Origin of the sequence: Microcystis sp. M20BS1 (assembly GCF_020245305.1) — a bacterium.
GTDB lineage: Bacteria > Cyanobacteriota > Cyanobacteriia > Cyanobacteriales > Microcystaceae > Microcystis > Microcystis ichthyoblabe_A.
In genome coordinates, this window is the sequence record NZ_JADBUZ010000017.1 from 1 (window position 1) to 14851 (window position 14851).

Consider the following 14851-nt stretch of genomic DNA (forward strand, 5'->3'; position numbering starts at 1 on the left):
ATTAGCGGTAAAATAGGCGTAAAGTTCGGGGATTTGTGGGTATCTTCCCAAACTATCTAAACGAATCGCTTCTTCTTTAAATAATTCTGCTGCTTTTTGTAAAGTTCCTGTTCCCTGCGCTGACGGGAAAAATTGTTTAATCACACAATAGGGTTTTGAAGGTTTATCCTCATCTATCGCTTGAAATGTCTTCCCAAAACCCCCTTGACCGATTAATTTTAGCGCTCGATAACGTTCTCTGAGCAGTAATTGAGAACCGCACTTATGACAGAATTTATCCGTGGGGGTGTTTTTGTGCGAACAATCGGGATTGAGACAGAGACTCATAGCCGTTTGACAAGTATGGGAAGATTAACCCTATTATACAAAAAGAAAGCAAGCTAGGGCGACTCTAGTGGGTAAATTTTCTCCGATAATTGCTTGAAAATACCGATAAAAATAGGTGAGTTAGCAAAGCGTAACCCACCCGATATCTATTTGCGGTTTTAAACCGTTTCTACCAAGGGACGGGTTAACTTATCCAACTGTTGGGTTAACAGACTCAGGAATAAACCCACATCGGTGACAATACCGACGGATTCTACGGAACCTCGATCGCTTAATTTTGTCACCACGGCCGGGTTAATATCAACACAGACCATTTTCACCCCCGCCGGTGTCATATTGCCCACACCGATGGAATGGAGCATACTAGAGAGCATGAGAATCATGTCTGCACCTTGAATTAAGCGGGAATATTCTTCCTGTGCTTTAATTAAATCCATCTCCGTATCCGGAAGCGGACCATCATCGCGAATTGAACCGGCCAAACTGAAGGGGACATTATTCTTGACGCATTCATACATTACGCCTTTTGTCAATACCCCGGCCGATACAGCTTTGGCGATGCTGCCGTGGCGACGGATGAGGTTGATAATCTTGAGGTGGTGACGATGGCCACCGCGCACGGGGATGCCTTTCTGCATATCTACCCCTAAAGAAGTACCCATGATCGCCTGTTCCATGTCGTGAACTGCGATCGCATTTCCCCCCAGTAAAGCGTGAACGTAACCATCGCGGATTAAACGGGAGAGATGTTGCGCTCCTCCAGTGTGAATGACCACCGGACCTGCCGTTACCACCACTTTACCGCCCTGGTCGCGAATTTTACGCATTTCCCAGGCAATCTGCTCCACGGTTAACTCGACTCGGCGCTCGCTGGAAACCCCCGCACCCATAAAGGTAAATTCCTGAGTGCTGTTGCGTTGTTCCCTGGATTCCGCCTGTCGGATAGTACGGATGCCCTCAACTCCCACCATAACGCGATCGCCAGCTTTTAAATCCCGCAGCAGAGTACATTTTGCCGTTTTGCCTTCCGGACTTTCAGTGACGACGATGGACGCATCCATGCGTTGATTTTCCACCCGCACCCATTCACAGTTAACCCGCACTTCCGTGGGATAGATGGTGCTGACATAAAAATCATCGGGAGCGACCCCATCTTGTGCCACCACTGCGGTATTGACATCACAGATTTCTTGGGGACGAGCGGCCGCACCGAGGTCGATCAATTGTACCATGATCTCCTCCATTACCTCGTGAGAGGGTGCAGAAACGCGCACTTCGGCCGAGGAGGTACTTTGGCGCTCAATCCCTAAGGTGAAGTTTAAAACCTTGAAGCTGCCCCCATTTCCTACCACAACATCGAGAGCTTTATTCATAATTCCCGCGTCGAGCAGATGACCTTCTAGCTGGAGAATGCGACTTTCAATGGTGACATTAGCGTGATGGTCTGGAATTAAGGGTTCGGTGGTACGCAGGGTTAAACATTTGGCGGCTCCTCCTGCTTTTAAGAACTCTGTCAGGGGAGTTTGTACTACTTCAAACCCTTTTGCAGCTAAGTTATGTTGTAAGTCGTCACTAATTTTATTCATGACGATTACTTGACCGATATTCACAGCATTACAAGCAAAGTTAACCGCATCGGCTTCTTCAACGATAATGCGTTTTTCTTCGGGAATTTTTAACTCAATTAATCGATTAGAATAGGCATCAAAAGCATCGGGATAGTAGAGTAGATAACCGCCACTAAGGGGACAAAAACAGGTATCAAGGTGATAGAAACGTTCATCGATTAAACGTAGGGATAAAACCTCGATATCGAGCCATTTAGCGATTAAAGGGTGGGAATCTAACTCAGTTCTGAAGCCATATCCTGCCCATAACCAACGTCCTTCCCGATCTAATAATGCGTCTCCTGCACCTTCAAAGGGTAAATCTTTGGGCAGTTCGTGAACTGTAAAACCGTTATCTTCAAACCACTGTTTAAAATAGGGTTCTTCTCCCTGTCTTTCTTTGTGTAAAAAGCGACTGAGAACGACAGTTTTTTCCAGAACTAAACCTGCATTAGCGGTAAAAACCATGTCAGGCCAGCCTTTTTCTGGTGTGACTAAATCCACGAGCGCCCGATCTTTGAGAACATGATAAAGCTGCTGCCATTGTTGCCTAGCTTTTTCTTGGGAAGATTTGTGAATGTTGCCCTCCATCCAAGGATTAATCACATAATCCACATCGTAATGATCGGGAGAACACATCAAAAAGCGAATAGTTTCAGTCATATTTTTTGACAATGAATATTCAGTATAAGTAGTCTGGAGATAAGTTTAGACCAATCTTCCATTATACTCCACTTTGCCCCGAAATGTCACTAGGCCTAAGATTAGGACAATTTCCACTCTACAAGCTAAAAACAGCCTGATTCTAGCCGATAACTGACGGCTAGAAGCTTAAATTATTGTAAATCCTGATGTTTAAATAACCCCATAAATTTCGATTTGCGTCCATGTTCCTTAATTAAACTTTCCCGATAAGTTTGCCATTCTTCCCGTCTTCCCGACATATAATCAGCCATTTAATTGCTTCTTCCTAGGGATCAGCCCTTTTTTCGTCGAGTATCTTTTCCGCAGCAGGACGTACATGATCGATCAACCAGTTAGGAGCGACGGTAGCAGCCGCATCCATTATCCGCCAAATTAGGTGAGACTGCACATAGGAATTATCAGAAACGACTTTAATTGCATCTCTAACTAGGGTTTGCGGCAAAAAGTTTTTCGTGGGGGTAGGGTGTGGGGTGTGGGGTGTGGGGTATAGGGTTTTACCGATTTTGAGGGGGTCAATTACCTAATTTTCAGGGAAAAAGTCCCTGAATTTTCCCCCCGATCACTCCCATATTTGGTACTTTTTGATTGACAAAAAGTCTAAAAGTCTTACCCAGCAAGGTTTTTAGATTTATTCAGCAAGTCCTAACTAAATTTTCGTGGGGAAATATATCGATTTTAGCCTCTGTGGAACGCCCACCGCTAAACCGGTTGGGTTGACCCAAGGAAACCCAACAAAAAGTCATGAGAGCAGGGGAATAGCGATCGCCATTCGGGAGAAGAATAATGTCTGGGGGAAGTTCAGTTATTAACCGAATTAAGCTGTTTTTGCAGTGCCACAATGCGATCGCTTGTAGCCGGATGGGTGCTGAGAATTGTCGGGGTAGAACCCCCCTGTTGTGTTAATTTTTGCATAAAGGAGATCATCGCCGTGGGTTCATAACCAGCCCTGGCCAAATTTGTTAAACCCAGTCGGTCCGCTTCTAATTCATCCTTGCGACTGTTTGGTAAACTGTAGGCGAGATTAACCGCCAATTGTACCCAAGTTTTTGTCTCTAATCCCGCCGCACTGAGAAGTCCTTGGGCGAGGGCAGTATTGCGTAATTGGGTGATAGAATGACGACCAATGATATGGCCGATTTCATGGGCAATCACGCTGGCTAATTCGGCCTCATTATCAGTAGTTTTAATCAATCCCGTGTGTAAATAGACAAATCCACCCATAGTTGCGAAGGCGTTAATGCTATTGTCGCGCACCACTTGAAAAGTGTAGGGAAGGTCAGGGCGATCGCTAGTTGCCGCTAATTGCTGCCCGATTTCTTGGACATATTGGTTAATTCTGGCATCTTTGGACAGTTTCACCTTACCTGATTCTAATAAACCTTGATTAATCTGCCTACCGATGGCGACTTCCTGCTGAGGAGAAATAGTGGAGAGTTGAATAACTTGCACACCCCGAAAAAGTAAATCCATCCACGAGAGCGCGGAACTGTTTTGGGGATTGATAATCCCGATACTCAGGCTCAGCAGCAGAGAAATTATTGTTAATAGCCAAAAACGGGAGAAAATAAGGCGCATAGACGATTCGATCCCATAAAAACCTCATTCTTATTCTAGACATTGTCTAAGTACCTAAGCAAAATTAATTACACATATCTAACCACCTCTTGCCTCTTGCCTCTTGCCTCTTGCCTATCTTCACTAGGAAATTAATTTTGCACGACTACTTATCACCCTTTGTCTGTTACTGTCCCCGATTGGTTTGATAGACGTAAAAGTTAAATAAATCGAATAAACTGCCAACAAAAGCAAAAGTAACAGCGATGGTTAACATTCCTTGTAGGGGATAACCGCCACCGAAAATGGTTAAAAATTGCAGAATTTGGCTAAAAACAGTCTGAGAAACCCAAGTAAAGCCGGGGACGTGACTGGTGGCGAATAAAGCAGTTAAAATCGAACCCACCAGGAGGACGGGGGCAACAAAACTTAATAGGGTGGAAAATAGCAGAGAACGGAGCAAAGTAAGCATGGGTGCTGATCTCCAGAGAATTGGGGCGCGATCGAACGGGAATAAGAATTTATACTCGCTCCCCTCTAGGATATACGTTCATCTCCGATAGGGACGGTTTTTTAAAAAATCTTAAAATATCATTAAGATTCTTGGTTAAGAAAAATATAGCAGAGGAATTCCCCACAGGAGCGTACACCGGTGGGGATGCAGCGACTGCCTCCTTTCCGCTTGCTCAAATCCTCTGCTATAACGTTGACCATTAACTGCCCGAAGCGGATAAAACCAGAGGATGATAGAAAAGTTAGAATTACCCTTTCATCTATGACCCTAGATATTATCCCTGAAGGGGAAGAACGCAAAGTAGAAGCTGTCAGTAGTGCCGCTATTGATGGGGCGCCGATCGCCTATATTGTCGTCTTAGCGGCCATTGTCACTACCCTTTCTTTTATTCCCTTCTCCATTGTCCTCGCTTCCGGCGGTAGTATGCCCCTCAGTCAAGCGGTTTTTCCCCTTTTGGGTTGGTTACTCGGCCCGATCGCTGGGGCGATCGCTAGTGGCATTGGGTCCTTAATTGGGGCTTTTCTTGCCCCCTACACGGCAGGAATTCCCGCTATTTCGGTCTTTGGGGCAATTATAGCCAGTTTTGTCGCGGGAACGATGGTTTTAGGCAAAAAACGCCGTTATTGGTGGTTAGGATTGACGTTAATTTTTCTGATTCCCCTGTTTATCTACGCTAACCGGGCGATCGGACTGAACGGCATTTCGCCACGAATCTTTATTGCTGGCGCTTTCGTCGATTGGTCGGCTTTGGTATTATTTATCCTACCGACCCGGACTCTTTTTCCTCATTGGATCAAAGGTAGCAATTTAGCCCTAGTAGCGGCGGGAATTTTTGGGGGTACCTGGACCGCCAGCGGCCTCTCCCATTTAGGAGCCGTCGCCATTACCTACTCGATTTTTAACTGGCCAGAAGAAGTCTGGATCGCTTTAATTGGGATCGTTCCCATAGAAAATCTGATTCGTTCCCTCGTCGGTATGGTGATCGGTTGTGGTGTCATTGCCGGTTTACGGGCGATCGGTTTGGTTAAATCACGGGAGGCGATCTACTAGGTAGGAGCTGCTGAAAAAGTTTTTCCTGGGGACAGGGTGTGGGGTGTGGGGTGTGGGGTGTAGGGGCGGACGCAAGGGCAAGAATTGCCAGGTTGCGTCCAACCCGACACCGAAAAAAAAGAGAACTAGCGTTTTAGCCAACTCATCATCGCCCGCAGATCTTGGCCGACTTCTTCGATCGAATGTTCTGCTTCTTGACGACGCATAGCGGTGAAACCCGGTTTACCAGCTTGATTTTCGAGGACAAACTCTCTGGCAAATTGTCCCGATTGAATTTCCAGGAGGATTTTCCGCATTTCGGCCTTAGTTGCTTCCGTCACCACCCGCGGACCGCGAGTGTAGTCACCGTACTCGGCTGTATTGGAAATACTATCGCGCATTTTGGCTAAACCGCCCTCGACGATCAGATCGACGATCAGTTTTACCTCGTGTAAACACTCAAAATAGGCTAATTCGGGCTGATAACCGGCTTCTACGAGGGTTTCAAAGCCAGCTTTAATTAAAGCACTTAAACCGCCGCATAATACTGCTTGTTCGCCAAAAAGGTCGGTTTCTGTCTCCTCACGGAAAGTGGTTTCCAAAACCCCGGCCCGAGTGCCACCAATACCTTTAGCGTAGGCCATTGCCCGATCGCGTGCTTGGCCGGTAGCATCTTGATAGACGGCGAATAAACAGGGGACCCCTTGACCTTGTTCGTAGGTGCGACGGACGAGATGGCCCGGTCCTTTGGGGGCAACCATAACCACATCGACATTATCCGGGGGAACCACTTGACCGAAATGAATATTAAAACCGTGGGCAAAAGATAACACCTTGCCTGCGCTTAAATTCGGGGCAATTTCGTTGAGATAAATCGTTTTCTGCACTTCATCTGGTAAGAGGATCATGATCCAGTCGGCAATTTTAGCGGCTTCGGCCACATCATAAACCGGAATACCGGCTTCTTTGGCTTTGATGGCCGATTTACTGCCGGGATATAGACCAACAATCACATTAACGCCACTATCCTTGAGATTTAATGCGTGGGCATGACCCTGGGAACCATAACCAATAATAGCGATCGTTTTCCCCGCTAATAAGTCTAAATTGGCATCCTCATCATAGTACATTCGTGCCATCGAACTCGCTCCTTAAATTTTTTTGTCACTGTGCAAACTCCTAATTATACGCGAAAATCACGCCCGTCAGAAGCATTTGATCGCCTATTTCTAGGAGTCAAGAAAAAATAGTGTCGAGAAAATTTGAATTTTCTCGAGATATTTGGGTACTCTAACTAGGGAAAGCTGACTTGATCTAGTGGAGCAGAAGGGGGGGATAATGGCCAATTTTTAGCTTGGACTTGGTTCTTTCACCAAAATTGATTACAATATCATCATCAATAGCTGCTTCCTCTGCTCCTATCCAGTTAGGATTAACCTCGGTCTGAACACAGATAATCAGGTTAATATTAGTGCAGAAATAGCTTCTCTCCCCCTCGATTTTCACCTGTTCTGGGTAAATTACCCAGTTAGGATCGTTTATAGACTGATTTACTGCCTTGATCGATACTAAATAAAATCAGGTGAAAAGATCAAGATTATTGGCTTTGTTGATCACCAATTCCCTTAGAGCTGCCCCAGAAAATCTATGGTAAGTTTTTTTAAGAAGCTATTGACAAAAAAAACTCAAGGTATTGGGTTAGAGATTACCCCAGAGCGTCTTAACGTGGTTCAGATCGCCAAACAGAAACAAAATTATAAATTAGTTAAATGTTGTTCGTCGGATATCCCAGAAGGCATCTTTGAGGAGGGAAAAATCGTCGATTCCGTCGCTTTAGCGGAATTAATCCAAGAAGTCCTCAAGGAAAATAAAATTACTAGCAAACGAGTCGCTACTGCTGTCCCCATGCGCGAGTCAATTATCCGGATTATCCCTATTCCCTCGGAATTGGACGATGAGGAATTGCGCGATCTGGTCTTAAATCATGAAGCTAATTTATACCTTCCCTATCCGCGGGAGGAAGTGGATATCGACTACCAAAAACTGGGCTACTTTCAGGATGAAGACGGGATCGAAAAGGTGCAGGTTTTGCTGGTAGCTACTCGTCGGGAGATCACCGATACCTATCTGGAAACCCTGCAACGGGCAGGATTACAGGTAGATGTGCTAGAAATTAATAGTTTTTCCCTAATTCGGACGATTCGCGATCAGTTGCGACAGTTTAGTTCCAATGAAGCTACCGTTATTGTCGATATAGAATTTGATAACACGGAAATTGCCATCGTGGTGGACGGCGTTCCCCAATTTTCCCGCACTGTCCCCATCGGCACTTTCCAGCTACAAAACGCCATTTCCAGGGCGATGAATTTGCCCACCCCCCGCAGTCCTGAGATTCTTTTGGGGATGACAATCCCGATCACTGCCTTTGATAGTCTTGACACCAATACCGGTGCTTCCAGAACCTTTACTACCGCCGGGATTGCGGCACTGATGCGGGTTTTAGGGGAATTAACCGATGAATTGCGGCGATCGATTAATTTCTATCTTAACCAAAGTGATGAACTGGAAATGGAAATTGTCCAGTTACTTTTAGCCGGTCCCGGGGGCGGTTTAGCGCAACTAGACGAATATTTTACTCAACGTCTCAACGTCCCCACCACGGTAATCGATCCCATCACATCACTGAACTTAGATACAACTCAAGAGATTCCTAATGCCGAAAGACCTGGTTTAGGAACAGTCCTCGGTTTAGGATTGCGGGAGGTTGACAATTAGCTAACGTTTTGTTAACATACACTTACATACGCTACTAATTAGGGTTGGCTGAATAATAGTAAAACCCTTTTAAAATAAGACTTTTGACCTGTTAAAATCCAATGTTCATGCTGCGAAAATCGGATTGGGACATTCAAAAACCTGGCCTTATTCTTTTTTTAGTAGATAAACTGGTACAAAGAAGCAGGGCAACAAAGCCTGAAACTCCCGACTCCCGACTCCTGACGGCCGGCTACTCACTCCTAACCCCACCAACAAACTTTTTGCCGCAAACCCTAAATAAAGAGGTTTTGACAACCAAATTAAAGCATATCTAAAGAGTTTTGGGTTAAAAGTTAAACTTCAGGTTTTCATTCATAACAAATGAACTAACTAATTTTTTGGGGAAAATTAGTTAACCCACGACCATAACATATAATTAATTGGCAAGAGTTCTTTTGATGAAAGGCTATGGGTATCAGCATCCTGAGAATCTGGGCAATCGCAGCTAACAGTTTTCGCGAGGTTATTCGCGATCGCATTCTTTACTTTATCGGGTTTTTTGCCTTGTTGATGGCCTTCGCTTGGCGTTTATTACCAGAAATTGCGGTGGGAACCCATCAGAAAATCTTTCTTGACTTGGGATTAGCCGCTATCGGACTATTAGGGGTAATTGTCGCGGTTTTTGTGGGTACAGGGCTAATTAATCAGGAAATTGACAAGAGAACTATTTTAGTTTTGATTCCTAAACCCCTGAGTCGGGCCGAATTTATCCTTGGTAAACACTTGGGTTTGTCCGGGGTTTTAGCGGTGATGTTGGGGGTAATGTTGGTGATTTACTTGCTGATGTTGCTGGGGATGAAAGTATCTTTTCAAGCTTTACCCCTGATTGTCTCGGTTTTCTATCTCGGTTTGGAATTAATTCTGATCGCAGCCTTGGCGATCGCTTTTGGGGTATTTACCAGTTCGATTTTAGCCACGCTAATGACTTTTGGGGTCTATCTAATGGGTCACATCAGCAAAGATCTGATCCAATTGGGTATAATCAGCAAAAATCCCAATATTCTCGCTATCACCAAAAATATTTATCTAATTCTCCCAGATTTGGAGAGATTGAATTTTAGAAACGAGGCCGTTTATGGTTTGCTCCCTAGTGCTGATGTCTTAATCGCTAATGCCCTCTACAGTCTCGTTTATACTGGTCTATTATTGGGTATCTCCATCCTCATCTTTTCACGACGACAATTTTAAATGGCCTTGCCGAATGTCATCGCCATCGATTAGTTTATAGACATGATTAGCCATGAAATTAAAGGCACAACTGCATATTTTAAGTCGAGAAGCGGTCAATTACGGACTGGCAACCGTGGTCATGGAAGAAGCGGTTAATCCCGTCCTTGCAGCTTTTGCTAGACAGTTAAAACATTTACAATACTATGTAGTTCAGAATAGCCAAGGTGATTGGTTACTAACCACATTAGCTCATCGGCAGCAGCCGCAACAGGAAAAAAGGGTGATCTATGCCTTTGCTACGGAAAAAATGGCCCTATCTGCCCAAAATACTGCTAATTCGCCCCTATCAACGCTCCTGATTCCTGTAACCCATCTTTTATTCCAATTATTTGCCGTAGAAAAAGTAGATAGTATTATTTTTCTGGAAAATGCACACACCGCTCAAACAGGAAAAGAAATCTCCCGGATCCAATTAAAGGCTAATATTGAAAAACAACTGCAAAAACTAGCGGCAATTCCTCCCAATCTTGCTTAATTAGTTATCAATAGGGAAAAGTTAATTATCTGCAATTGCCTTTTTTACTCTCACTCACATTACCATGACCGAGCCAACCCGATTAAACTATCACGATACCTATTCTTGTCCCGTCTGTCGCCATGGTAAAATTGCCACTTTACCCCTAATGGAAGCCTATGCTTGTAACTTTTGTCAACACATTTTTACTGCTAATTTAGAAAGACAGCTTTTAAAAATGGCCGATAGTCAATTACCCTTAACTTGGTATTGGAATGGTAAGTATTGGCAGGGTTTACCGAGAGAAGGAATGGAGATGGCAGGTTTTTACTTAATTATCGGTTTAGGATTTGTGATTTTTCCCACAGCAATTGTGGCTACGGGAGCCTATCTTTTTCCTCCGGTCGAGGGGAGTTCTTTGTCATGGGTGCCTCTATTTTGGTCGATTTTAACCTTTATTTGCCATGCTATTTGTTTACTCTGGTTAATTATCGAATATTATCAGTTTCCCGTTAATATGTATCTACGGGCTTTGGCCCGTCGTTGGCAAAATTCTTTTGTTACCCGATTATTATCCTAGGGGTTATTTAATCCTAGAAAGGGGAGCAGGAAGTGGGGTGTGGGGTGTGGGGTGTGGGGTGTGGGGTGTGGGGATAAAAAATCTGATTACTGATTACTGATAACTGTTCTCTAAATTATCCCCAAAGGACAAAATTGACCCGATAATTCTAGTTTATTGTTTTGCAGCAGATATAAACCGTATTCAATTCCTTCTACTACTGCTTGATAGGAAGCTTCCAAAATATTACTAGACACTCCCACAGTAGTCCATCTTTGTTGACCGTTACTGGACTCGATTAAAACCCTAGTTTTCGCTGCCGTCCCCGAACCACTATCGAGAATTCTCACTTTATAATCGGTCAGGTGAAAGTTAGCAATTTCGGGATAGAATTTGACTAAAGCCTTTCTTAAAGCCCGATCTAAAGCAGCCACGGGCCCGTTACCTTCGGCCACTTCTAATAAATCTTCCTCTTTTACCTGTACTTTAATTGTCGCAATCGCATTACCACTATCCCGGAGCATATCACAATAAACTTGGAATCCTTTTAATTCAAAAAGGTGACTTCTCTGTCCCAAAGCTTCCCGCATTAATAACTCAAAACTAGCTTCGGCTGCCTCAAATTGATAACCCTGACTTTCTAAGATTTTTAAACGTTCCAATATTTGCCGACAGGTGGGATCATCTTTATTTAAATCGATGCCAAAACTGCGCGCTTTCGCTAAGACATTACTTAATCCCGATTGGTCAGAAATGACGATGCGGCGCTGATTCCCGATCGCTTCTGGATTAATATGTTCGTAGGTGAGGGGATTTTTCGCCACCGCAGAAACGTGAATACCGCCTTTATGGGCAAAAGCGGAACGTCCGACGAAGGGAGCATGATCATCCGGGGCTAAATTGACCATTTCGCTGATTTTTCGGCTAGTTCCCGTCAATCGGCCTAATTGATTTTCTTCTAGGCAAGAAAAGCCCATTTTTAACTGAAGATTGGGAATTAAAGTACATAAATTGGCATTGCCGCAGCGTTCCCCATAACCGTTAATTGTGCCTTGAATCATGCGTGCGCCCTCGTTAACTGCCGCTAAAGAGTTAGCTACGGCGGTTCCTGCATCATTATGAGCATGAATGCCTAATTGAGGCGCATTTTCCTCATCAGGATCGATACCCAATTGCTCCCGCACTTTCTCCACAATAGGGGCGATTTCTTGGGGTAAAGTGCCACCGTTGGTATCACAGAAAACTAACCATTCGGCCCCGGCATCCCTGGCGGTTTTGAGGGTTAAAAGGGCGTATTCGGGGTTATTTTTGTAACCATCAAACCAATGTTCGGCATCATAAATGACTCGTCTTCCCTGACAGCGTAGATACTCGATCGTATCTCCTATCATGGCTAAATTCTCCTCCAAACTGGTTTTTAAGCCCTCTGTGACGTGCAGATCCCAAGATTTGCCGAAAATTGTCACCCAACGGGTTCTAGCTGCGAGAATGGCGGTTAACATCGGATCTTCTCGGGCTTCGACATGGGGGCGACGAGTGGAACAAAAAGCGACTAATTCCGCTTGTTTTAGGGGTTTTTCGTGCATTTTCCAGAAAAATTGACCGTCTCTAGGGTTTGCGCCCGGCCAACCGCCTTCGATAAAAGGAATACCCATCCGATCTAATTCCCTAGCGATTTTAATTTTGTCTTCTAGGGAGAGGGAAATACCTTCTCGCTGGGCCCCATCCCGGAGAGTAGTGTCATAGACCCAAATGCGCTTACCATTGTTCATAGAAATAGTCAATAGGTGTTAATATTAATTAATAACTGTAGCGACTTAAAATCACGCTCCTAATGCCTAGAATAACAGTTTACGGTCAAACAATCACCTGCGATCGAGGTGAAAATCTCCGTCGTATATTATTAAAACATGACATTTCTTTGTATAATGGCGGTTCCAAGTTAATCAATTGTCGCGGCATCGGCAGCTGTGGAACCTGTGCGGTGGCAATTGTGGGCGAAGTTTCTGCTATCAATTGGCAGGAAAAAGCGCGTCTTTCTTTACCTCCCCATAACCCCAATAATAACCGTCGTCTTGCTTGTCAAGTCAAAGTTTTTGGTGATATTGAAGTGACTAAATACGATGGTTTTTGGGGACAAGGAGACTCAGTGATCAGTGATCAGTGATCAGTTATCAGTTATCAGTTATCAGTGAGCAGTATTAAGTATTAAAGTGTTAAAGTATTAAGTGGCAAGTTCGGAGCCTTCTTTTCACTGTTTACTGTTTACTGATTAAGGTTATCAAATGAACGAGACAATAACTTTTCGGATATCACCAATAATTCGGGTAACTTTATTAAGTTTATATGTGGCGTTAACCATTCCTTTACCCTTTTTAGCAAAAGTCACTAATTCCCCCGTTAATCCCAATTTTCTCTGGGTAGGAATCAGCTTAGGATTAATCGCTTTATACGGAGCTTTAAGTGAAAGAGTCATTTTATCAGAGACAGGGATACAAGTTACCTATCCCCAATGGTTTCCTGCTTTTCTTCGCTCTGGTTGGTGGTTAAATTGGACAGATATAAAAGAACTTAAATGTCGCAGTACAGGACAGGGTGGTTTAGTTTATTATTTCCTTGATCGCTCCGCAGAAAAAGCCTATTTATTGCCGATGCGAGTGGTGGGATTTAATCGCATGGTCAAAATAATCGAGGAAAAAACTAACTTGGATATGACCGATATTCGCCCCCTTTCTCAGCCTTGGATGTATGGAATTCTTTTTATTCTCACCCTATTTTTATTATTAGTCGATGGGTGGACTATTGCTACGGCGAGAACTATGATTCCCTAATAAATTCGGCTCAAAACGTAATCCACTAGCTCGATTAACACCTCTTTTGATGGAGAAGAAGCTAAACAGTCAAGGTGTTTTAAGGCACTTTGTCCGTATTGATTGGCTAACTCTTTTGAGCGAAGAATACCTTGGCTAGAGTGAATAAAATCAAGAGCTTTTTCGATGTCTCCTTCCTGACTAAATTCCCGTTCGATTAACACTTCTATATAGGGATTTTCCTCCATAGCAAAGAGAGCGGGAGCAGTGATATTACCACTGATCAAATCGGAGCCAGAGGGTTTTCCTAATACTTCCGTGGGGGAGGTAAAATCGAGAATATCATCGACGATTTGAAAAGCTAATCCTAAATTGCGACCATAATTATATAAATGATGATTAACTTCAGCCGATTGCTCGCTTAATACCCCAGCGGCTTTGGCACTATTGGCAATTAAAGAAGCAGTTTTGTAGTAACTTTTTTCTAGATAAGCTTCCAGGGAGATACTGGTATCAAAGCGATTAATTCCCTGTTGAATTTCCCCTTCAGCAAAATCGCGAATCACTTCTGAGAGCAATTTTACCACTTCTAAATTATCTAAATTAGCTAGATACCAAGAGGATTGAGCGAAGAGAAAATCCCCCGCTAAAACCGCCACGCGATTGTCAAATAAACTGTTAACGGTGGGAACACTGCGCCGCAATTCTGCCTCATCTACCACATCATCATGGACAAGACTGGCAGTGTGAATCATCTCCGTGATTTCCGCTAATCGACGATGACGGGGAGTGATATCCCGGTCTAACATGGTAGCGCGAGATACCAGCAACACGATCGCCGGTCGAACGCGTTTACCACCGGCCTCGAACAAATGTTCTGCTGCCGCCGCTAAAATGGGATGACGAGCGCCGACGAGATTTTTTAAGTTATCGGTCAAAAGACGGAGATCATCGTCAACGGGTGCGAATAAAGAAGTTGTTGGGATCATTGGTTAGCCAATTGGCGAGATAGTTACGAAAGTTTACATATCCTTACATTTATTTTAAGCTAACCGTCCAGACTAGGGAAGGGGAAGCATCAGTGATCAGTGATCAGTGATCAGTAATCAGTGATCAGTGATCAGTAATCAGTGATCAGTGAGGGGTTGGGGTTTTAGGGTTTTAGGGTTTTAGTTGAAATTCCCCCACCTCCCCACACCCGACACCCCACACCCGACACCCGACACCCCACACCCTACACCCCAC

The 14851-nt window shown here is 44.2% G+C and carries 15 protein-coding genes; 7 read left to right on the plus strand and 8 right to left on the minus strand.

Annotated elements, in window-relative coordinates; genetic code table 11:
- The 5 genes from IM507_RS01790 to IM507_RS01810 form a co-directional block, all read right to left on the minus strand.
- The coding region (locus IM507_RS01790) for a serine/threonine protein kinase (protein WP_287636444.1) at positions 1-327 on the minus strand (327 nt) is incomplete at its 3' end.
- Positions 328-485: 158 nt separating this feature from the next.
- Entirely contained in the window at positions 486-2597 is a 2112-nt protein-coding gene (gene argZ / locus IM507_RS01795; protein ID WP_287636445.1) for a bifunctional arginine dihydrolase/ornithine cyclodeaminase, read from the minus strand.
- A gap of 307 nt (positions 2598-2904) precedes the next feature.
- On the minus strand, positions 2905-3081 hold the full coding sequence (locus IM507_RS01800; protein ID WP_002734246.1) for a hypothetical protein: 177 nt from the start codon (positions 3079-3081) through the stop codon (positions 2905-2907).
- Between the two features lie 356 nt (positions 3082-3437).
- Entirely contained in the window at positions 3438-4214 is a 777-nt protein-coding gene (locus IM507_RS01805) for a M48 family metallopeptidase (protein ID WP_002733454.1), read from the minus strand.
- A gap of 166 nt (positions 4215-4380) precedes the next feature.
- On the minus strand, positions 4381-4665 hold the full coding sequence (locus IM507_RS01810; protein WP_002732467.1) for a hypothetical protein: 285 nt from the start codon (positions 4663-4665) through the stop codon (positions 4381-4383).
- A gap of 303 nt (positions 4666-4968) precedes the next feature.
- Between IM507_RS01810 and IM507_RS01815 the strand changes: the two genes are divergently transcribed.
- Positions 4969-5757, plus strand: coding sequence for an ECF transporter S component (locus IM507_RS01815; RefSeq protein WP_002734248.1), 789 nt, complete (start codon positions 4969-4971; stop codon positions 5755-5757).
- 125 nt (positions 5758-5882) lie between these two features.
- Here IM507_RS01815 and ilvC read toward each other — a convergent pair whose 3' ends face one another.
- On the minus strand, positions 5883-6875 hold the full coding sequence (gene ilvC / locus IM507_RS01820) for a ketol-acid reductoisomerase (RefSeq protein WP_002734030.1): 993 nt from the start codon (positions 6873-6875) through the stop codon (positions 5883-5885).
- Positions 6876-7383: 508 nt separating this feature from the next.
- Between ilvC and pilM the strand changes: the two genes are divergently transcribed.
- From pilM to IM507_RS01840, 4 genes are all read left to right on the plus strand, one after another.
- Entirely contained in the window at positions 7384-8511 is a 1128-nt protein-coding gene (gene pilM, locus IM507_RS01825) for a type IV pilus assembly protein PilM (protein ID WP_123231203.1), read from the plus strand.
- A gap of 450 nt (positions 8512-8961) precedes the next feature.
- Positions 8962-9741, plus strand: a complete 780-nt coding sequence (locus tag IM507_RS01830; RefSeq protein ID WP_002733502.1) for an ABC transporter permease — start codon at positions 8962-8964, stop codon at positions 9739-9741.
- 52 nt (positions 9742-9793) lie between these two features.
- The gene (locus tag IM507_RS01835) at positions 9794-10258 is read left to right on the plus strand and encodes a hypothetical protein (RefSeq protein ID WP_002733632.1); all 465 of its coding nucleotides are present in this window, start codon (positions 9794-9796) and stop codon (positions 10256-10258) included.
- Positions 10259-10322: 64 nt separating this feature from the next.
- Positions 10323-10817 carry a hypothetical protein gene (locus tag IM507_RS01840; protein ID WP_002731919.1) on the plus strand — a complete coding sequence of 165 codons (495 nt, stop codon included), beginning with the start codon at positions 10323-10325 and terminating at the stop codon, positions 10815-10817.
- 110 nt (positions 10818-10927) lie between these two features.
- Here IM507_RS01840 and cimA read toward each other — a convergent pair whose 3' ends face one another.
- Positions 10928-12568 carry a citramalate synthase gene (cimA, locus tag IM507_RS01845; protein ID WP_004158098.1) on the minus strand — a complete coding sequence of 547 codons (1641 nt, stop codon included), beginning with the start codon at positions 12566-12568 and terminating at the stop codon, positions 10928-10930.
- Positions 12569-12630: 62 nt separating this feature from the next.
- On the opposite strand from cimA, the gene IM507_RS01850 reads away from it, so the two are divergent.
- Together IM507_RS01850 and IM507_RS01855 are read left to right on the plus strand one after the other, a co-directional pair.
- Positions 12631-12963: a 2Fe-2S iron-sulfur cluster-binding protein gene (locus IM507_RS01850; RefSeq protein WP_123231201.1), complete on the plus strand. Its 333-nt coding sequence runs from the start codon at positions 12631-12633 to the stop codon at positions 12961-12963.
- Between the two features lie 118 nt (positions 12964-13081).
- Positions 13082-13627, plus strand: a complete 546-nt coding sequence (locus IM507_RS01855; RefSeq protein WP_123231200.1) for a hypothetical protein — start codon at positions 13082-13084, stop codon at positions 13625-13627.
- Here IM507_RS01855 and sds read toward each other — a convergent pair.
- Entirely contained in the window at positions 13624-14595 is a 972-nt protein-coding gene (sds, locus tag IM507_RS01860; protein ID WP_002775476.1) for a solanesyl diphosphate synthase, read from the minus strand. The genes IM507_RS01855 and sds overlap by 4 nt on opposite strands.
- Positions 14596-14851 lie beyond the last annotated feature (256 nt).